General features: G+C 71.8%; 17 protein-coding genes and 2 tRNA genes. 5 read left to right on the top strand and 14 right to left on the bottom strand.

Features of this window, described 5'->3' with window-relative positions; translation table 11 throughout:
- Positions 1–46 precede the first annotated feature (46 nt).
- On the top strand, positions 47–772 hold the full coding sequence (locus ACIHAR_RS18865) for a 3'-5' exonuclease (protein WP_384655229.1): 726 nt from the start codon (positions 47–49) through the stop codon (positions 770–772).
- A gap of 58 nt (positions 773–830) precedes the next feature.
- Here the strand turns inward: ACIHAR_RS18865 and ACIHAR_RS18860 are convergent.
- Both ACIHAR_RS18860 and ACIHAR_RS18855 read right to left on the bottom strand, forming a co-directional pair.
- Positions 831–902, bottom strand: a tRNA-Val gene (locus tag ACIHAR_RS18860).
- Positions 903–941: 39 nt separating this feature from the next.
- Complete coding sequence (locus tag ACIHAR_RS18855; protein ID WP_400020499.1) at positions 942–1,388, bottom strand: SRPBCC family protein; 447 nt, start codon at positions 1,386–1,388, stop codon at positions 942–944.
- A 93-nt stretch (positions 1,389–1,481) separates the two neighbouring features.
- Here ACIHAR_RS18855 and ACIHAR_RS18850 point away from each other — a divergent pair, with 93 nt between their 5' ends.
- Entirely contained in the window at positions 1,482–3,818 is a 2,337-nt protein-coding gene (locus ACIHAR_RS18850) for an SCO7613 C-terminal domain-containing membrane protein (RefSeq protein WP_400020497.1), read from the top strand.
- A 13-nt stretch (positions 3,819–3,831) separates the two neighbouring features.
- Here ACIHAR_RS18850 and ACIHAR_RS18845 read toward each other — a convergent pair whose 3' ends face one another.
- The 7 genes from ACIHAR_RS18845 to ACIHAR_RS18815 all read right to left on the bottom strand — a co-directional run bounded on the left by ACIHAR_RS18845 (position 3,832) and on the right by ACIHAR_RS18815 (position 12,392).
- Positions 3,832–6,570 carry a Tat pathway signal sequence domain protein gene (locus ACIHAR_RS18845; RefSeq protein ID WP_400020495.1) on the bottom strand — a complete coding sequence of 913 codons (2,739 nt, stop codon included), beginning with the start codon at positions 6,568–6,570 and terminating at the stop codon, positions 3,832–3,834.
- 108 nt (positions 6,571–6,678) lie between these two features.
- Positions 6,679–7,269, bottom strand: coding sequence for a hypothetical protein (locus ACIHAR_RS18840; RefSeq protein ID WP_400020493.1), 591 nt, complete (start codon positions 7,267–7,269; stop codon positions 6,679–6,681).
- Positions 7,270–7,279: 10 nt separating this feature from the next.
- Positions 7,280–8,155 (bottom strand): carbohydrate ABC transporter permease, encoded by an 876-nt coding sequence (locus ACIHAR_RS18835; protein ID WP_365455530.1) that lies wholly within the window; start codon positions 8,153–8,155, stop codon positions 7,280–7,282.
- Positions 8,152–9,108, bottom strand: a complete 957-nt coding sequence (locus ACIHAR_RS18830) for a sugar ABC transporter permease (RefSeq protein ID WP_365455533.1) — start codon at positions 9,106–9,108, stop codon at positions 8,152–8,154. Before ACIHAR_RS18830 ends, ACIHAR_RS18835 begins: the two co-directional genes overlap by 4 nt.
- Positions 9,109–9,122: 14 nt before the next feature.
- Positions 9,123–10,409 carry an extracellular solute-binding protein gene (locus tag ACIHAR_RS18825; protein ID WP_400020490.1) on the bottom strand — a complete coding sequence of 429 codons (1,287 nt, stop codon included), beginning with the start codon at positions 10,407–10,409 and terminating at the stop codon, positions 9,123–9,125.
- 1,370 nt (positions 10,410–11,779) lie between these two features.
- Positions 11,780–11,851 (bottom strand) — tRNA-Val (locus ACIHAR_RS18820).
- 79 nt (positions 11,852–11,930) lie between these two features.
- Entirely contained in the window at positions 11,931–12,392 is a 462-nt protein-coding gene (locus ACIHAR_RS18815) for a TIGR02611 family protein (RefSeq protein WP_365455539.1), read from the bottom strand.
- Between the two features lie 192 nt (positions 12,393–12,584).
- On the opposite strand from ACIHAR_RS18815, the gene ACIHAR_RS18810 reads away from it, so the two are divergent.
- Entirely contained in the window at positions 12,585–12,998 is a 414-nt protein-coding gene (locus ACIHAR_RS18810; RefSeq protein ID WP_004002642.1) for an SsgA family sporulation/cell division regulator, read from the top strand.
- A gap of 231 nt (positions 12,999–13,229) precedes the next feature.
- Positions 13,230–13,790: a CGNR zinc finger domain-containing protein gene (locus ACIHAR_RS18805; RefSeq protein WP_365455542.1), complete on the top strand. Its 561-nt coding sequence runs from the start codon at positions 13,230–13,232 to the stop codon at positions 13,788–13,790.
- A gap of 124 nt (positions 13,791–13,914) precedes the next feature.
- On the opposite strand, the gene ACIHAR_RS18800 is transcribed toward ACIHAR_RS18805, so the two are convergent.
- Both ACIHAR_RS18800 and ACIHAR_RS18795 read right to left on the bottom strand, forming a co-directional pair.
- On the bottom strand, positions 13,915–14,067 hold the full coding sequence (locus tag ACIHAR_RS18800) for a hypothetical protein (RefSeq protein ID WP_020138043.1): 153 nt from the start codon (positions 14,065–14,067) through the stop codon (positions 13,915–13,917).
- 225 nt (positions 14,068–14,292) lie between these two features.
- Positions 14,293–14,736 carry a hypothetical protein gene (locus ACIHAR_RS18795; RefSeq protein WP_365455545.1) on the bottom strand — a complete coding sequence of 148 codons (444 nt, stop codon included), beginning with the start codon at positions 14,734–14,736 and terminating at the stop codon, positions 14,293–14,295.
- A gap of 583 nt (positions 14,737–15,319) precedes the next feature.
- Between ACIHAR_RS18795 and ACIHAR_RS18790 the strand changes: the two genes are divergently transcribed.
- On the top strand, positions 15,320–15,862 hold the full coding sequence (locus ACIHAR_RS18790) for a DsbA family protein (protein WP_365455548.1): 543 nt from the start codon (positions 15,320–15,322) through the stop codon (positions 15,860–15,862).
- A gap of 7 nt (positions 15,863–15,869) precedes the next feature.
- On the opposite strand, the gene ACIHAR_RS18785 is transcribed toward ACIHAR_RS18790, so the two are convergent.
- The 3 genes from ACIHAR_RS18785 to ACIHAR_RS18775 form a co-directional block, all read right to left on the bottom strand.
- Positions 15,870–16,694 (bottom strand): GNAT family N-acetyltransferase, encoded by an 825-nt coding sequence (locus tag ACIHAR_RS18785; protein WP_365455551.1) that lies wholly within the window; start codon positions 16,692–16,694, stop codon positions 15,870–15,872.
- 73 nt (positions 16,695–16,767) lie between these two features.
- Entirely contained in the window at positions 16,768–17,589 is an 822-nt protein-coding gene (locus ACIHAR_RS18780) for an aminodeoxychorismate lyase (protein WP_365455553.1), read from the bottom strand.
- Positions 17,586–18,710 carry a chorismate-binding protein gene (locus ACIHAR_RS18775; RefSeq protein ID WP_400020486.1) on the bottom strand — a complete coding sequence of 375 codons (1,125 nt, stop codon included), beginning with the start codon at positions 18,708–18,710 and terminating at the stop codon, positions 17,586–17,588. The genes ACIHAR_RS18780 and ACIHAR_RS18775 overlap by 4 nt, the downstream gene beginning before the upstream one ends.
- Positions 18,711–18,752 lie beyond the last annotated feature (42 nt).

The raw sequence follows: 18,752 nt of genomic DNA, 5'->3' as shown, positions 1-18,752 counted from the left end.
AAGACGGGGCGTCAGCTGCCGTGGGTGAACGAGGGGTTGTGTTGGTATGGCGTGCTGGTACGAGGGCCCTTTGGCGGCGTTCGACACGGAGACGACAGGGGTGGACGTCGAGACCGACCGGATCGTGTCGGCCGCGCTCGTCGTCCAGGACGCGCCCGGCATCCGGCCGCGGGTGAGCCGCTGGCTGGTGAATCCGGGCGTGCCGGTGCCCGCCGAGGCGACGGCGGTGCACGGGCTGACGGAGGATCACCTGCACCGCAACGGCCGCTGGCCGGCGCCGGTGATGTACGAGATAGCGGAGCTGCTCGCCGAACAGGCGTCAGCGGGGCGGCCGTTGGTGGTCATGAACGCGCCGTTCGACCTGACGCTGCTCGACCGCGAGCTGCGCCGGCACCGCGCTTCGTCGCTGGCCCACTGGCTGGAGCCGGCGCCGCTGCGGGTACTGGACCCACGGGTGCTGGACAAGCACCTGGACCGCTACCGCAAGGGTCGCCGCACCCTCACCGACCTGTGCGCGCACTACGGCGTCTCGCTGGCCGACGCGCACGACGCGGCCGCGGACGCGGTGGCCGCCCTGGAGGTCGTACGGGCGCTGGGCCGGCGTTTCGCCGCCCGCCTGGAACGCCTCTCCCCCGCCGAGCTGCACTCGCTGCAGACGTCCTGGCACGCGGCGCAGGCGAGGGGGCTGCAGGCGTGGTTCGCGCGCAGCGGCTCGACGGAGACGGTGGACACGTCGTGGCCGCTGCGCCCGGAGCTGCCGGCGGCGGCATGACGGGCGGTGGGGAGTATGAAGAAAGCCGGTCCGCGTGACGCGGACCGGCCTTTCCCGGTGGGCGATACTGGGTTCGAACCAGTGACCTCTTCGGTGTGAACGAAGCGCTCTCCCACTGAGCTAATCGCCCGGGAACGCACTGAACAATACAGGTCCCCGCGGGTTTCCTTCAAACCGCTCGCAGGTACGCGGTCAGTCCCCGCCGTCCGGCGCGCATCATCAGCCGGTGGTTGGCGCGGAAGACCGGCCGCCCCGGCACGGCGAACCTCCTGAGCAGCGGCTTGTTCACGTCGACGACCTGGTCGTAGCGGGCGAGGCTGCCGGAGCCGGCCGCGGTGACCGTCCAGCGGGCCCAGCCCTCGATGTCCCCGGACAGCGCGACCTCCAGCACCCCGGCCGCCGGATCGCGCCGCACCTCGCGGGCGGTGAAGGTCATGGCGTACGGCAGGAGCGAGCGGATCGTGAGGACGCCGGTGACGCCGTCGAGCCGGGTCACCGCGCGGACCTGGGGCCACCAGCGGGGATAGTCCTCGAGCCGCTCCAGGATTTCGTAGACGGCGGCCGGGGGCGCGGGCAGGGGCCACAGGCTGCGGAAGCGGTAGTGCGTCCAGTCCATGGGGGAAGTCTGCCCGTCTCGGGCGGGGATCTGAGTACGAGTTGAGTATGCGCACTCATGCCGTGCGGCGTGACGCGGGACACACTCCGATCCATGACGCACATTCCGCCCCCGGCCGAGGAGCTGCGGCTCATCGACGCCGAACTGTGGCGACTGGACGCCCGCCGCTCCCAGTTGCTGGCCCGCCGTGCCTGGCTGGTCGCCACGCTCCAGCAGACGCGGCAGCCGGTACGGCCTGCTCCGGCCGCCGCACGCCCCGAGGCGACCGCCCCGCGGGTCCAGAACGTCCTCCTGCTGCTCGGCGGTGTCCTGCTGACCGTCGCCGCGATCGCGTTCACGCTGGTCAGCTGGGGCCATCTGGGGATCGCCGGGCGGGCCCTGGTGCTGGGCACGGTCACCCTGGCCGTGCTCGCCGCGCCGGTGCTCCTGCTGCGGCGCGCTCTGCGCTCGACCGCGGAGTCGGTGGCGGGCCTGGGACTGGCACTGACGGTGCTGGACGCCTACGCGGTGCACGAGGCCGCACTGACCGGCACCGACGGCACGGGGTACACGGCGGTCGCGTCGGCGGCGCTGGCGGGGCTCTGGGCGGCGTACGGCCGCGGACTGGGCGCCCTGCGCCTGCCGTGGCCGGCCGCGCTGGTCGCCGCCCAACTCCCGCTGCCGCTGGGGGTGATCGCGGCGGGCGCCGACGCGTACACCGTCGGGGCGGCGCTGCTGGTGACGTCCGGCCTCGACACGGTCGTCGCGCTGCGGGTGACGGGCCGTCCCGTGCGCGTCACGGCCGCCGTCGGGGCCTGCGCCCTGGGCGGCTGCGGTGTTCTGGCGGCCGGCTGGCTGTCCTGGACGGCATCCGGTCCGAGCGCCGTCGCCCGTGCGGCGGCGCTCCTCGCCCTCGCGGCGGCCATCGCGCTGGGAGCCGCCCGGCGGCTGCCCGGCCCGGCCGTCGCGAGGGCTGCCGCGCTCACCGGCGGTGTGCTGCTGGTGGCGGCGGGCGGCGGCCCGGTGCGGGCCGCGCTGCCCGACGGCTGGGCGGTCCCCGCCCACCTGGCCTGCGCCGTCGTCCTGCTCGCGGCGGTACGGGGACGGCTCACCGAGCCCGTGCGGCACGGCCTGACGGCGGCGTCCGCCGCGGTGCAGACGCTTGCGGTGCTGTGGAGCGTGCCGCTGGTCCTGGTCACGCTGCTCGGCCCGCTCGGCCACCTGGAGCGGCCCTGGCCGGGCGCGCCCTCCGACGCCCGCGACGCGGTGACCGTCCACACGCCCTGGCCGCCGCACCCGGTGCAGGCGCTCCTCGTCCTGCTGGTCGTGGCGGGCACGCTCGCGCTGACCGTCCGGCACGAGACCTGGCGGCCGCGGGCCCGCACCGGTGCGCTGGGCCTGGCCTGGGCAGCGGGCGTGGCCCTGCCGGCGACCTTCGAACTCCCCTACGTGGTCACTCTGCTGACGCTGGGTGTCATGACCGCGGCGGCGGCGTTCCTGCCCACCCCGTGGGTGGCCGGCGTCCTCGCCCTGGTCACCTCGCTCCACGTGGCCTTCCTCTCCCTGGCCACGCAGAGTGCGACCCTGACCGTGCTGTCGGCGCTGACCGCGCTGTTCGTGACCGTGTCGGGGCGGCCTCGCCTCACCCCGGTCATGGCTCCGGCCGCCCTCGGGTACGCCGCCGCGCTGGCCTGCGCGACGGGCGCGGCGGCGGACTGGCAGCCGGCGCACACGGCGCTGCTGGTCCTCGTCGTCCCAGCGGCGGCGGCCCTGGTCGCCGACCGGTTCGGTCAGTCCCCGGCGACCGTGCCGGTCGAGGTGACGGGCGTGGTCGCGGGGCTGCTCGCCGTGGGTCTCGCGGTGACCGATCCGCCGATGCTGGCTCTGGTGCTGGGACTGTGCGGTGTGATCACCGGAACCGCGGCGGTCCGTGCCGACCGCCGCCCGGCCGGATACGCGGCCGGTGTCCTCTTCCTCCTGGCCACCTGGGTCAGGCTGGCCGCCTGGGACGTCACCACGCCCGAGGCGTACACCCTCCCCGTGACCGTCGCGGCCCTGGTGGTCGGCGTCCGGCGCCGGCGCCGCGAGCCGCGGACCTCGTCCTGGACGGCGTACGGGCCCGGGCTCGCCGCGACGTTCCTGCCGAGTCTCGCCGCGGTCTGGGGCGACCCGCAGTGGACGCGCCCGCTGCTGCTGGGAGCGGCGGCTCTGCTGGTCACCCTGCTGGGCGCCCGGCACCGACTGCAGGCGCCCCTCGCGCTCGGCGCCTCGGTGCTGGCCCTGGACGCCCTGCACGAGCTCGCGCCGTACATCGCCCAGGTCGTCGGCGTCCTGCCGCGCTGGGTGCCTCCCGCACTCGCCGGTCTGCTGCTGCTCGCGCTGGGTGCCACCTATGAGCAGCGGATGCGTGACGCACGGCGAGTGCGGGAGGTGCTGGGGAGGCTGAACTAGCCGGACCGGCCCCCTACGACGGCATCCTGTCGCCGAGGAGCGCCAGGTTCTCGATGGCGGCGAGGCCGTACAGCGCGGTGTCGTTGGTGGACACCCAGGCGGCCTCGCTGCCCGGCACCAGGGTGGCGGGGCCGCTCAGGGCCTCCGTCTTCCAGGGCGCCGACTCCTTGTAGCCGTCGGAGTTGTAGAACTTGTCCCAGGCTCGCTTGGCGAGCTTCTCGTCCCCGGTCTGCACGGCCGCGTACGCGTCGAGGCGCGAGTGGCCCTGGAAGAGCAGCAGGCTGCCGAAGTTGGAGCCGTAGCGTGCCGCCTGCTCGGCCTTGGTGGCGTTGAAGTAGCGGCAGTAGTCGTAGTAGGCCTCGGCGAACTTCGGCATGTCGACGAGGTGGATGAGCTCGGCGCACAGTTCGTTGAGGCCGAAGACGGCGGAGAGGTGCGAGACGCCGACGACGGGCTTGTCGGCGATGGCGAACTTCCCGGTGTCCAGGTCGTACAGGCCGGTGCCCTGGACGAAGCCGTTGGGCTGGGCGGCGATCGTCTCCATGGTCGACAGGACGCGCGCCCTGGCCTTCTCCCACTTCGGGCCCTTGCGCTCCCATTCGGTGAGCCAGGCCGACACCAGGCCGCTCCAGTCGGTGCCGAAACCGATCGACAGGGCGTGCCGGTCGGGCGTGTAGGGCTCGGTGCGGATCTTGCGGATGGGGTCGAGGACGAGGAACGTCTCGTCGGAGTCGACGTTGGCGTGCATGAGGTCGCCGACGCGCTCGTCGGCGGTGAGGAAGTAGTAGTAGCGGCGGTAGGTGGTGTTGGCGATGCGCTGCTGCTTGGCGCTGTCGGCGTAGTGCTGGACGCCGTGCCGGGTGCCCAGGCCCGCCCACTGGCCGAGGTGGTAGACGTCGACCTCGCCGGTGTGGCGGGTCATCGCCTCGGCGAAGCGGAAGATGTCGGCGCGGCCGCTGCGCAGGTAGGCGAACCAGAGCCACAGGTCGGGCGACAGCTCGGAGTTGTCCCAGGCGTATCCGCCGATGTCGTACCGCCACTGGTGCCGGACGGTGTCGTAGGTGTGCATGATGTCGCCGTAGTCCCAGAAGCCGTACCACCGGCGCATCTCCACCTGGTCCTTGTAGTAGGTGAAGAGGAAGTCGAGGTGGTCCTCGATCTTCGCCTTGGCGGGGGTGGAGCGGTCGGGCTCGGAGTAGAGGCCGGGGCCGAAGACCTTGGCCTTGATGAGCTGCTTGGGCGGGGCGGCGAGCTGCGGCAGCACGCGCACGGCCTCGACCTGCTGGGCGAGGACCTCCGGTGCGGGCGTGGACTCGTTGGCCCAGAAGAGGAGTTCGGAGGTACGGGCGATGCCGTAGGGGGTGCCGAAGCCGGGCTCGTAGTCCTCGTAGGTGATGTTGAGGCCCTCGAGCTGCTCGGGGAAGGTGTCCTGGCCCATGCCGTCGTGGTAGAAGCGCAGGTCCATGGGCTGCGCCTCGGGCGACCAGAGCCAGAGGGTGACCTCGGCCTCGTCGGTGTGGGCGTCACGGATGTCGAGCTGGGAGGGGTGGCTTTCCCAGAAGTCCCTGAGGCCGAAGGAGAAGCCGCCGCTCACCCCGCCGACGTACCCGAAGCCGGAGGCCCGCCGGCCGCCGCCGGCGGCGATCCAGCCGTAGCCCTTCTTGGTGCGCTTGCGCAGGGTGAAGCCGTCGGCGGAGAGCTGGGAGAGGGTGTAGTCGCCCCACTCGGGGATGTACTGCAGCCTGGTCGTCACCCGCTGGTCCCAGGTGGCCGGATCGGGCAGTTTCTCGCCGGCGTACTGGGCCGCCTGTACGGCCGCCCCCGGGTCGCGGCGCAGTCCGGTGATGCCCTTGACGGCCTCGCGGAGCAGGCCGGTGCCCTCGCCGCCGATGCGGATGTGACGGTCGTAGGACTCGTCGCGCATGGGCACGGTGAAGCGGACGCCGAGGCCGCGGACGAAGTCGCCGCTCGCCTTGCCCGGTTCCTGGGTGCCGTCGTAGGTGATGGTGTGCACCATGCGGAAGGAGTCGGCGCCCGCGTAGAAGTAGAGGCGGATGGAGAACGGCAGCCAGCTGCGGCTTCCCTTGCGGTGCTTGCCGTCGATGCGGACGACGGCGCGGACCGGGCCCTCCTGCTCGACGGTGACTTCGGAGATCGCGCCGTCGAAACGCTCGGTCCTGACCGTGCCCTGGTCCTCGTCCTCGATCTCGGGCTGCCGGATCAGGACCAGGCGGCCGTTCTTGGCGATCTCGGTGGATCCGCGGGTGACGGACTTGACGAGGGTGGCGCCGGACTTGCCGATCCTGGCGGTGATGACACCGGTCGAGATGTCGATGGTGCCGCCGCTCTTGTCGACGGTGACCTTCTTGGCGGGTGCGGCCGGGGTGCCGGCGGTGAGGGTGAGCTTGCCGGAGCCCGAGCTCACCGCGTGGGCGGTCCACTTCAGCGACCCGTCCGGCCAGTAGGCGATCGGCCAGGACTGCACGGGGACGTCCTTGCCGTCGGCGTCCGTCAGCGCGAAGGTCTGGTCCTCCTGGTAGGCGCCCATCGGCCAGGGCACGCCGAGGGTGGAGCCGGGGGCGGCTCCGAGGCCGCCGTCCTCCAGCCAGTCGAGGGTCACCGGGTCTGCGTCCGCGGCCTCGGCTCTCGGGGCGGCCTGCGCGTCCGTCGTCCCTAGCGCCCAGCTGAACTGTGCGGCGGCTCCGGCGACGGCAGCCGCCTTGAGGAGGGACCTGCGGGGGATGGGAGACATGGGATGCTGCCTTTCCTTTCCGTGCGGGTGCGGTGCAGGGGTGGTCAGGGGCATGACAGAGGGAGGTGCGGCGCCCGGGGCGCCGACCTGGAGAAGGGGCACCGCCCGTCAGCGGCGCCGGTAGCGCTCCTCGACGGCGACGGCCGCCGCCGCGACGGCCCCCAGGACGGGGACCGCCAGCGGCGCGACGAACATGGCGGACAGGGCCACGACGCCCAGCCCGCCGACGACCAGGAAGGACCCGGCGGGATCGAGCACGGTCCGGCGCCCGGCGCCCGCGAGCAGCGCCCGCCAGGAGTCGCCCGGCGCCCAGACGGCCGCCGCCCGCAGCAGGGCCACGGTCAGCCCGATCAGCGCGAACAGACCGACGGCTCCGACGAACGGCCCGCCGGGCAGCCCGGCCCGTGCGGCCTGGACGTCCACCCAGACCATGGCGCCCGCCGCCCAGCCGGCGAGCCCGACCGCCCACCCGCCGCGCAGCGCCGCCCGGAAGTCCGCGACGAACTGCCGCCCTCCCCCGCCCTCATGACGGGTACGCCGCCGCAGATGCCGTGCGCCGGCGGCGAAGGCCGCGGGGTAGGTGACGACCCCGAGACATGCCACGGCGATCCACACGCCGGTGAGCAGGCACTCGGCGAAGACCGCGAAGCGCTCGCCGAACACGGATTCCCTGGGTGCCTTCACACGTGTCTGCGCCATGGTGACCGCCTCAGCCCTTCAGTCCGGACGTCGCCATACCGTCGATGAGGTAGCGCTGGAAGGCCATGAAGAAGGCGATGACCGGCACCAGCGCCACCAGCGACATCGCGATCATGCTGCCGTAGTTGGAGATGCCCTCCTGGTCGCGGAACATCATCAGGCCGAGCGACACGGTGTACTTCTCGGGGGTGTTGAGGTAGATCAACGGCCCCATGAAGTCGTTCCAGGCGTTGATGAAGGTGAAGATGGCGCTGGTGATGATCGCGGGACGGCTCAGCGGCAGCACGATGGACCAGTAGGTTCGCAGGTGCCCGCAGCCGTCGAGCTTGGCGGCCTCGTCCAGCTCGCGCGGCAGCCCGCGCATGAACTGCACCATCAGGAAGACGAAGAACGCCTCCGTGGCCAGGTACTTGCCCGCCACGAGCGGCACCAGCGTGTCGGTGAGCTCGAGGTTGCGGAAGAGCACGTACTGCGGGATGAGCAGCACGTGGTACGGCAGCAGCAGCGTGCCGATCATCAGCGTGAACAGCAGGTTCCGCCCGGCGAAGCGAATCTTGGCGAAGGCGTACGCGGTCAGCGAGCTGGACAGCACGACACCGATCACGGCGAGGACCGCGTACATCAGCGAGTTCCAGAAGAAGCTGCTGACGGGAATGCCGGAGATGCCGTCGGCGAGCCCGGAGAAGTTCGCCCAGACCGGCTCGGTGGGCAGCAGGTCGAGGCTGGCGATGATGTCCTTGCTCGGCTTGAACGAGGCGCCGACCACCCAGACCACGGGATAGAGGACGACCGCGAGGACGACGAGCGCGCCCACGTGCCAGGCGATCGAGCCGGCGCGCCGCCGCTCGTTCGCGGTGCGCACGACAGGGCTGGTGGCTGTGGTCACTTGGCGGCCTCCTCGTAGTGCACCCACTTCTTCTGCGACCAGAACAGGACCGCCGTGACGAGCGCCACCGCGACCACCAGCGTCCAGGCCATCGCGGAGGCGAAGCCCATCTGGGCCTCCTTGAAGCCCTTCTGGTAGAGGTAGCAGGTGTAGACGAGCGTGGCGTCGGCGGGACCGCACCGGGTGTCGGAGACGACGTACGCGGAGCCGAACACCTGGAACGCGTGGATGGACTCCAGCAGCACGTTGAAGAACAGCACCGGGGAGATCATCGGCAGTGTGATGTTCCAGAACCTGCGCAAGGGTCCGGCCCCGTCCACCTCGGCGGCCTCGTACAGCTCCTGCGGGACCTGCTTGAGGCCGGCCAGAAAGATGACCATCGGCGCGCCGAACTGCCAGATGCTCAGGGCCACCAGCGCGTAGATGACGTAGTCCGGGTTGCCGATCCAGCCACCCACGTCGAGACCGAAGATCTTCTGCGTCCGGTCCACGACCGCGTCGTCCGAGAACAGCGCGCGCCACACGAAACCCACGGAGACGCTGGCACCGATGAGCGAGGGCATGTAGAACGCGGCCCGGTACAGGCCCTGCCCGCGCCGCTTCTGCGCCAGCAGCAGCGCGACCCCGAGCGCGAGCAGCAGCTTCAACGGAGTGGCCACGACGACGTACTTCAGCGTGACCTGCACCGACTTCTGCCAGCGCGGGTCCTGGAACATCGTCGTGAAGTTGTCCAGCCCCACCCACTGGGGTGGCGTGAACAGGTTGTAGCTGGTGAACGCGTAGTACAGCGAGGCGATCATCGGCCCCGCCGTGAGCAGCAGGAACCCGGCGATCCACGGCGACATGAAGAGGTAGCCGGCGAGGTTCTCGCGGCGCCGCCCGCGCCGCCCGGCGGCGGGAGCGGCGGACCGCTTCCCGGCCGGGCGCACGGGCGCTTCCTTGACGAGCGTCATGGTGGTACGTCCCCTCAGCCCGCGAACGCGGCCTTGGCCTCGCTGAACAGCGCCTTCGCGGCGTCGGCCGGCTTGGTCTTGCCCTGGGCGACCTCACCGCCGATGCGCAGGAACGCCGCCTCGATGACGTCGGCGCCGGACGGGTGCGGAGTGATCTTCCCGAGGACGCCGGCCTTGGCGACCTCGTCCTCGTACGCCGCGACGCCCTTGTTGTTGGCGTCGGTGGGGGTGAACGCCTCGTACTGCTCGGTCGTGGCGAGGATGCCGCGGTCGTAGCCCATGATCTTGCCGACCTCGGGGTCGTGGACCATGAAGTCGATGAACTGGGCGACTTCCTTGGGGTGCTTGGTCCCGGAGAAGGCGCTGAGCATCAGTGAACCGAGGTACTGGCCGGTGTCCTTGCCGTTCGTGGTGGGGATCGGCGCGAGCCCGTAGTCCGACTCGCCCTCGCCCTGGTAGCGGATGGAGAAGTTGTCCCAGGTGAACTCGGACGCGGCGAGCCCCGCCGAGAGAGCGGACTTGGGCTTGACCTGCTCGACCTTCTTCGGGTCGGCGACGAGCCCGGACTTCACGCGCTTGTAGCCGTCCTCCCACCACTGCGTCAGATCGTCCTCGGTGAAACCGAGGTCGGAGTCGGTGAAGAAGGCCTTGCCGTTCTGGCGCAGGTACAGGTCGTAGAGGTACATGATGCTGAAGTAGCCGGTGTCGCCGGCGATCTTCAGCTTGTCCTGGATCGTCTGGAGCGCGTCGAAGTACTCGTCCCAGGTCCAGCCGAACTTCGCCTCGACGCCTGCCTTCTTGAAGGCGTTGAGGTCGATGACGAGCGCCATGGTGTTGGCGCCGACGGGGATGCCGATCTGCTTGCCGTCGACCTGACCGTTCGCCAGGACGCCGTTGCGGAAGTTCTCGAGGTTCAGATTCCCCGCCTCCGCCTGCGCCTTGAGATCCATCAGAACACCGCGCTTGTCGTACTTGCGCAGGAATCCGACCGCATTCTGGAAAACATCCGGCGGATTCCCACCGGACGCCTGGGTCTGGAACTTCTCCCAGAACGCCTCGTAGTCGGTGAATTCGGGCTTGATCTTGATCTTCGGGTACTTCTTCTCGAAGAGCGCGATCGTCTTCTTGATGGCGATGGTGCGCGGCTCACCACCCCACCACGCGTAACGGAGCGTCACCGTCCCATCCCCGGAACCACTACCGCCCCCGCAGCCCGTCGTGGCGGCCAGCCCAAGAGTGGCCGCCGAAGCCCCGGCCACCTTCAGGATCGTTCGCCTGTCCACATTCCTGCTGGTTCCCACAGTCGGCCTCCCCGCAGCGTCGTTGCCGCTTGCATGAATCGTTTCAAGAAAGCGCTTGCTGGCACAAGGTACGAGGGGGTTGGGAGAGCGTCAATGATTCGGACAGGAATTTCTTGCCGGGCGGCCGCGGGGCGACCAGGCCGCAGGCGGCCGAAGCGGCGTCACCGGCGCGGCGAAGCGGCAGATGCGGGGCAGTTGTTCGACTGCTCGGACGACGGATGGACGTCCGTGCACTCCGAGCGAGCGGCTGAAATCCGCCGGGTTCGGAAGGCGTTGGGGCGGGTGGATGGAGACGCCGGCGGACGGGTGCGACGGGCCCACGACGGGCCGCCGCGGTGACGGACGGGTTCGACAAGCCCGCGACGAACCGCCGCGGTGACGGACGGGTTCGACAAGCCCGCGACGAACCGCCGCGGTGACGGACGGGTTCGAGAAGCCCGCGGCGAACCGCCGCGGTGACGGACGGGTTCGACAGGTGCGCGACGAACCGCCGAGGCGACGGTACGGGTGTACGCGCAGCCTGTTCGGGGTGCGGTGCCCGGGCATGCCGGGGAGGGACTGCCCTGATCAGCACGGTTGTCGGGGAGGTGGCGGGGCGAGGGGCGCCTGGACGGTTGCCCGGGGAGGCGGTGGGCGGGACGGCCGCTTGCGCGCTTGCCGGGAGCGGCCGTGAGGGGCGCTTGGGCGGTGGCCCGGGGACGCGGTGGGCGCGACGGCCGCTCGGGCGGTTGCCGGGAAGGCGGCGGATGTTACGGCCGCCCGCACGATCGCCAGGGAGTCAGTGGGCGTGACGGCTGCCCGGAGTGCCGCGCAGGCGGCGTGACGGTCGCTCGGGCTGTCGCCGCCACGAAGGGAGCGGCGAACACGGCGGCTGCCCGGGAGGTCGACACGAGGCGGCGGACACGACGGCCGGCCGGACGGACGGACGGTCGACATAGAGGCGGCGGACGCGACGGCCGGCCGACGGTCGCCGTGGTGCCCAAGTGACGGCTCCCCTCGTCCGTTGCCGGGGAAGCGGCAGGCGTGACGGGCCGCCCCTGGCACGCTCGCCTGCGGTGATGCCGAGAACCGGACACGGCCCGTCGGCGGCAGGGGTCCACGCGCCGCGACGGCACCCGCGCGCAGAGACCGCAAGCGTCCGCCCACGGACGAGGGCGACGAAGACCCCGGGAAGCGGACATCCCCGCCCGCGCGAGGCTGACATCCGTGCGCACAGGACGGCGACGTCCACGCGCGGAGGGAGGTGACGGCCGCGCACAGGGAGGCGACGGCGGTGTGCAGAGGGGGCGACCGTCCGCGCGAACGTCGGCGCTCCTAGCACACACGACGGCGGCCCGCCTGCTCTGTCGCAGACGGGCCGCCGTCCCGGGTGGGCGATACTGGGTTCGAACCAGTGACCTCTTCGGTGTGAACGAAGCGCTCTCCCACTGAGCTAATCGCCCGGGCGCAGGAAGAACATTACCCCATGTCAGGGGGTACCTGTGACCACGACCGGGCCGGCTCCCGCGCCCCCTCCAAGGATCACTGGTCCTTGATCTTCCACGGCATCTCGAGGCCGAACTTCCACAGGTAGATCCCGACGATCACCGCGACGATCACGAGACCGACCGAGGTCAGGATGATGTTGCGTCGTCGGACCTTCGGGTCGAGGGCACGCTGGGCCGCCTCGGTGACCTTGCGCTTGGTCCAGCGCAGGACCAGCTGGGCCCAGACGAACTCGGTCGCCCAGATAGCCATGCCGCCGAAGATCACGACCCAGCCGGGCCCGGGCAGCGGCAGCATGATGATGCCGGCGATCACGACCGCGAGGCCCACGATGAAGATCCCGACCTGCCAGCTCAGGTGCAGGATGCGACGCGCCTTGATGAACTCCGGCGCCCGGGATCCGAGCCCTTGCTCCTGCTCCTCCGCCGCCGCCCTGTCGGTCCTCGCGTCGTCCGCCGCCATGGCAACCTCGCCCGGCTCGTCACTCCCCGTATTCATACGGCCAAACCCTACCCGAAGAGATTCGGGTCACTGAAATGGTGGTACTTCACGAACGATCTCTCGGCCGGAAGAGTTACGTAAAGGCACGCAAAACACGCAGAGGGGTTTACAACGGCACCGTAGGTGGCATGTCGATTTCGCCGACGTGCGAATCCCCGAGCGCACACTGAGCGAAAGGCCCTGGCGCTTATGAACACCACGGTCAGCTGCGAGCTGCACCTGCGCCTCGTTGTGTCGAGCGAGTCCTCCCTGCCTGTCCCCGCAGGCCTGCGGTACGACACGGCCGACCCCTACGCCGTGCACGCCACCTTCCACACCGGAGCCGAGGAGACCGTCGAGTGGGTGTTCGCCCGCGACCTCCTCGCGGAGGGCCTGCACAGGCCCACGGGCACCGGCGACGTCCGCGTCTGGCCGTCGCGCAGCCACGGTCAGGGCGTCGTGTGCATCGCCCTCAGCTCCCCCGAGGGTGAGGCCCTGCTGGAGGCCCCGGCGCGGGCCCTGGAATCCTTCCTGAAGCGCACGGACGCCGCCGTGCCCCCCGGCACGGAGCACCGTCACTTCGACCTCGATCAGGAGCTCTCGCACATCCTGGCGGAAAGCTAGGGCGAGACTCCCGCTGAGCTGCCCGGCGCCGTCCACTCGGGGAGACGGCTCGGGCCAGGACAACCGCATAGGGCATGCGCCGGCGCCGTGCCACGGGTCCCCGTGGTGCGGTGCCGGCGTGTCCTGCGCCGGTTCCGGGGCGCGACCGCTCGTGGCTTGACGGCCCGGGGCCGCTACCATCGGCCAGCATCGGCGGGCGTCGGCCCGACCCACCAGGCCAGGGAGCGAAACGTGCTGATCACCCACGACACCCGGTGTGCGCTCGACGCCGTGGTGGATCTGGTGAACACCGCACCGGAGGACGACACCACGCCGGACGGGCTTCCAGATGTGGCCACCCTCGCTGATTTCGTACGAAAGCACGAAATCAGCGACGTCGGTGTGCTCTCCGAGTTCGACCTGTCGGCCGTGCGCAAGATCCGCGGGCGGTTCGCGGGCATCTTCGCGGCGCCGGACCCGCGTACCGCCGCCGGACTGATCAACGAGCTGGTCGCCGCCGCCGGCACCACGCCGCGGCTCACCGATCACGACGGCTACGACTGGCATGTGCACTACTTCGCCCCGGGCGCCTCGGTCGCGGACCATCTGGCGGCCGACTGCGGGATGGCGCTGGCCTTCTTCGTGGTGGCCGGGGAGCAGGAGCGGCTGCGACGCTGCGAGGCCCCGGACTGCCGGCGCGCCTTCGTCGACCTCTCCCGCAACCGCTCCCGCCGCTACTGCGACAGCCGCACCTGCGGCAATCGCCTCCACGTGGCCGCGTACCGCGCACGCCGCAAGGAGGCGGCGGGCTGAGGGGCCGATCCGCCTGCGCCCTCCGGGTCGATCACGGACTCGCCGATCGTCACAGGTGCTCGATGGCGAAGGCCGGCGGGGCCGACGCGGGCCCGGCGGGTGGCGCCGGGTACCGCGGGTACGGTCACAGCAGCAGCAGATCGTGCAGCGCAGCCATGAGCAGAAGACACCCGATCACCGCAAGGAAGATCATCAGCGGTGGCTGGGAAAGGGCGAAGAGGCAGCCGCGCGGCTCGTCCTGAGGTGGCGCGGCGTCGCTCTGTGTCGTGTCCAGCATCTCGCGGCGATGATGACGCAGGCCGGACCGGCGACGCGATCAGCCCGCCCGGATTGAGCGGGTGTTCGCCGTTTTCGTGAGGTCGGTTTCCAGCCTTGATCACTTCCGCGCGCGGGCGGCTCGACTGTGTCGTTTCAGGCGTGGGGCCGCGGCTGGCGCCGAGCCGCCGCCTCCCCTGCACGTCGGCCCACGGCGGGTGCCGTAGCGGTCGGGTACGGCACCGCTTCATATGCCGTGCTTCTTGAGGATGGCCTCGATGTCGCTGAAGTCGTCGGAGGCGGTCGCCCGGGGTGCGGCGGCGGGCCGGGAGGCCGGGCTGCTGCCCTGGCCGAGGGAGGGCGCCGAAGCGGCCGGGGCCACCGCGTCGGCCTGTGCGGCGCGCGCCGCCGCCTTGCGCTCCTTGCGGGTGCCGCCGCGTCGGCGCTCCACGACCCGGGTGGTCGCGAAGAGCGCCCAGGCCGCGCCGAGCACGCCGAAGCCGACCCAGGCCGTCGGGCTGAAGGCCGTGTCGGCGACCCACTCGACGATCCCGGTCATCACCAGGCCGAGGGGGACGAGCGAGTAGGCCGCGATGCGGGTGGCCGTCAGGAAACGCTTGCGGTAGGCCGTGATCGCGGCGATGCCCAGGCCGGCCGCGGCGACGGCGGAACAGACGGTCTCGGCAATCATCCGGTCCTCCAGGCGGCGTGCTCGGGCAGGTGTGGTCGGGCTCGGCGCCGCGGCAGGGCGGCGCTTCGTCCCCTCCATCGTGCACCTGCACGGCGCTCCCGGGCCATGGCCCGAGCGGACATCAGGGACATCTCCGGGTCGCCTCCTCCGTAGGTGCCGGCCTGACTCCGTGCCTACGGATGCGCCCGTCGGGGTCGGCTCCTCCGGGGGTGCGGGTCGAGGACGGCTCCTCCGGAGGTGCCGGCCGGAGTCCGTGCCTATGGAGGCGCCGGTTGGGAGCGGCTTCGCCGGGGGTGCCGGTCGCGTCGACTTCTCCGCAGTCGCCGGGCGAGGTCGGCGCCCTACGGGAGTGCCGGGCGAGGTCGGCCCCTGCCGGGGTGCCGGGCGAGGTCGACTCCTCTGGGAGCGCCGGGCGAGGTCCGCCGCTTCGGGGGTGCCGGCCCGGTTTGACTCCGGAGGCACCGGGCGAGGTCCGCCCCTTCGGGGGTGCCGGGCGGAGACGTACCGGCGGTGGGGGCGGGCGGTCGCGGTGGTGCGGTGGACCGGATTGGGGTGGCGGGGCAGGGGCTGGAAGACTGGGGGCATGAGCGACTCCTCCCCGGCCTCCGCCCCGGCGCCCGTCCCCTCCCGCCCCGCCGTCGTGCTCGACGTCTGGTGCGAACTGCAGTGTGCGGACTGCCGCAGTGCCCTCGACGACCTCCGCGCCCTGCGCGAGCGCTACGGCGACCGGCTGGAGCTGCGGCTGCGGCACTTCCCGCTGGAGAAGCACAGGCACGCCTTCGCCGCCGCCCAGGCCGCCGAGGAGGCCGCGGAGCAGGGACAGGGCTGGCCGTACGTCGAGGCGGTGCTGGGCCGGGTCGAGGAACTGGAGCGTAAGGGGGAACCCTTCCTGGTCGAGGTCGCCGGGGAACTGGGGCTGGACGCCGAGGAGTTCGACACCGCGCTCATCGACGGCCGGCACATCCTGATCGTGGACGCGGACCAGGCCGAGGGCAAGGCGATCGGCGTCACGGGCACCCCGACGTACGTGATCGGGGGCGAGCGGCTCGACGGAGGCAAGAGCCAGGAAGGGCTGCGCGAGCGCGTCGAGGAGATCGCGGACCGGCTGCTGGCCGAGCAGGGATGAGGTCCGCTCAGAGCAGGTTCTTGTACATCGAGTAGCCCACCGTCACATAGCCGAGGGACTCGTAGAGCCGCTCGGCGGGGGTGTTGCCCGCGAAGACGTTGAGGCCGATGACGCGCTTTCCCGCGGCGACGGCCCGTGCCTCGGCCAGCAGCATCAGGGAACGGCCGTGCCCCCGGCCGCGGAAGGCCTCGTCGGTCTCGACGTCGTACACGTACGCCCGGTCCTGATGGAAACCCAGCCAGAGGGTGCCGACGCGGGTGCCCTCGTGTTCCAGGACACTGAGGAGCATGTCCTCCGTGTTCCGGCCGTGGGGCAGGAGACGTTCGGTGTCGCGCTCGGCCTTGGCGCGGGCCTCGGCCTCGCCGGCCCCCCGGCTGCTCCAACTCCGGGCGTACTCGTCGACGCCGTGCTGCCGCCAGGGTCCGTACTCGTCCTCGGTGAGAGGTCGGCTCCGCGTCCCGGGCGGCAGTTCGGGGGCCACGGTGCCGAGGGGTTTCTCCATGCCGCGGTTGCGGTGGAGGTAGCCGAGTGCCGTGGCGAGGCGCAGGGCGCCCTCGGCATCGGCGGGGATCCGTGTCTCGATCGTGCGGCAACCCCAGCTCCGTGCCACCTCCTCGGCGGCCAGCGCGGCGACCGTGCCCCGGCCGCGCCGGCGGTCCGCCTCCTCGATGCGCAGGTCCTCGATACGGGCGACGGAAGGCCCGAAGCCGGGATGGGTGGACAGGTGTATCCCGCCCACGGGACGGCTGTTCACGCACACCTGGTAGCGGCGGGAGAGCGCCCCGTCGGCGGCACGCTGGAGCGGCTCGGTCGGCCGCAGGGTCGTCGTCATCACGGGTGTTCTACCCCGCCGCCGTGCCCCGGGTCAGCCGAATTCTCCGGCCGCTCCCGCTGCCCTCGGACCCCTACGGGTCGAGGTCGTCGCCCGCCCGCTCGTCGAAGATCCGCATCGCCTTGGCGGTCACCGGCCCCGCCGTGCCCGGCAGTTCCCGGTCGTCGACGCGGTGGACCGCCTGGACGTCGCGCAGGGTGGAGGTCAGGAAGACCTCGTCGGCCTGGCGGAGCACCTCCAGCGGCAGGTCGGTCTCCTTCGCGCCGGTCCACTCGACGGTCAGCTCGCGTGTGATGCCCGCGAGGCAGCCGGAGGCGAGCGGCGGGGTGTGGATCTCGCCGTCGAGGACGACGAAGACGTTCGATCCGGTGCCCTCGCAGAGCTGTCCCACCGTGTTGCCGAACAGGGCTTCGGAAGCGCCGTGTTGGTGCGCGCGGGCCAGCGCGACGACGTTCTCGGCGTAGGAGGTGGTCTTCAGGCCGGTGAGCGCGCCGCGCTCGTTGCGGGTCCAGGGGACCGTGATCACGGCCGTGGAGTCGGGACGGCGGCCGGTCTCGCCGAGCGCGACGACGAGGGTCGGTCCCTCCTCGCCCCGGTCGGAGCCGAGCGGACCGTGGCCGCCCGTGTAAGTGATGCGCAGACGGCCGAGAGGCATCGGGTTGGCCTCGAGGACGGCGGCGCAGGCGCGGCGGACCTCGTCGTGGTCGGGGTCGGGCAGACCCAGGCCGCGCGCGGAGCGGGTCAGCCGGTCGAGGTGGCGCGTCAGCGCGAACGGCCTGCCGGCCACCGCCTTCACGGTCTCGAAGACGCCGTCGCCCACGGTCAGGCCGTGATCGAAAACGGAGACGCGGGCGGACTCCATGTCCTGCAGCCCGCCGTCCAGCCAAAGCTTCACTGGTCCCTACCTCGCAAGTCCGTACCGGGAGCGTCGCGGCGGCCGGGGACCGGGAGATCGTCCCCCGGGTCGGCACAGTGCGTCAGGGTCCGCCCCTCCACCTCGTACGCCCCCGACGCTACCGCGAGCAGTCGGGCCGCCTTCAGCTCGGTCTCCCGCCACTCCGCCTCGGGGTCCGAACCCCAGGTGATGCCGGCGCCGGTGCCGAAACGCAGGGCGCCTTCCGCCCGGTCGATCCAGAAGGTGCGGATGCCGACGGCCAGCTCGGCCGTGCCCCGGTCGGCGTCGACCCAGCCGATGCCGCCGCAGTACGGGCCCCTGGGGGCGGTCTCCAGCGCGTCGATGATCCTCAGGGCGCTGGACTTGGGGGCTCCGGTGACCGAGCCGGGCGGGAAGGCGGCCTCGAGGAGCTCCGGCCAGCCGGAGCCCTCGCGCAGCTCGCCGCGGACGGTCGACACGAGGTGGACGAGGCCCGGGTGCTTCTCCACCGCGCACAGGTCGGGCACGGTGACGCTGCCGGTGGCGCAGACCCGCCCGATGTCGTTGCGGACGAGGTCCACGATCATCACGTTCTCGGCGTAGTCCTTGTCGAGGAGATCCGCCTCCGTCCGTCCGGTGCCCTTGATCGGCCCGGACTCGACGACCCGCCCCTCGCGGCGCAGGAACAGCTCGGGGGACGCGGTGGCGATCTCGACGCCGCGCCCGGGCAGGCGGATCGTTCCTGCGTACGGTGCCGGGTTGCCGCGGGCGAGCAGCGCGGTCAGCGCGTCCACGTCGGCGTCGGGCGCCACGGGCGCGGAGAGGACACGGCAGAGGTTGGCCTGGTAGACGTCGCCCGCCGCGATGTGCTCGCGGATGCGCCGCACCCCGGCCGTGTACGCGGCGCGGTCGAGGGACGACGTCCAGTCACCCGCCGCGGGTCCCCGCCACTCCCCCGGCACGGGCGCGGGCACCGGCTGCACGCGGACGTCCGCGAAGCGGGCGCAGACCAGGCTGCCCTCGAAGCCGGCGCACACGGCCCAGAAACCGGTGGAGTCCAGGGCCGCGGGATCGTCGGTGACATCGAGGAGGCCGGTGGCGACGCGGTCGCCGAACCGGGCGAGAGGAGGGAGGTCGAGCACGGTGCCGAGTCTAGGCGGGCGTCGCGGGGCTGGTCCGGGCAC

The sequence above is a fragment of the Streptomyces sp. NPDC052016 genome (assembly GCF_044548445.1).
Classification (GTDB): domain Bacteria; phylum Actinomycetota; class Actinomycetes; order Streptomycetales; family Streptomycetaceae; genus Streptomyces.
This window is presented reverse-complemented; position numbering and strand designations above follow the sequence as displayed.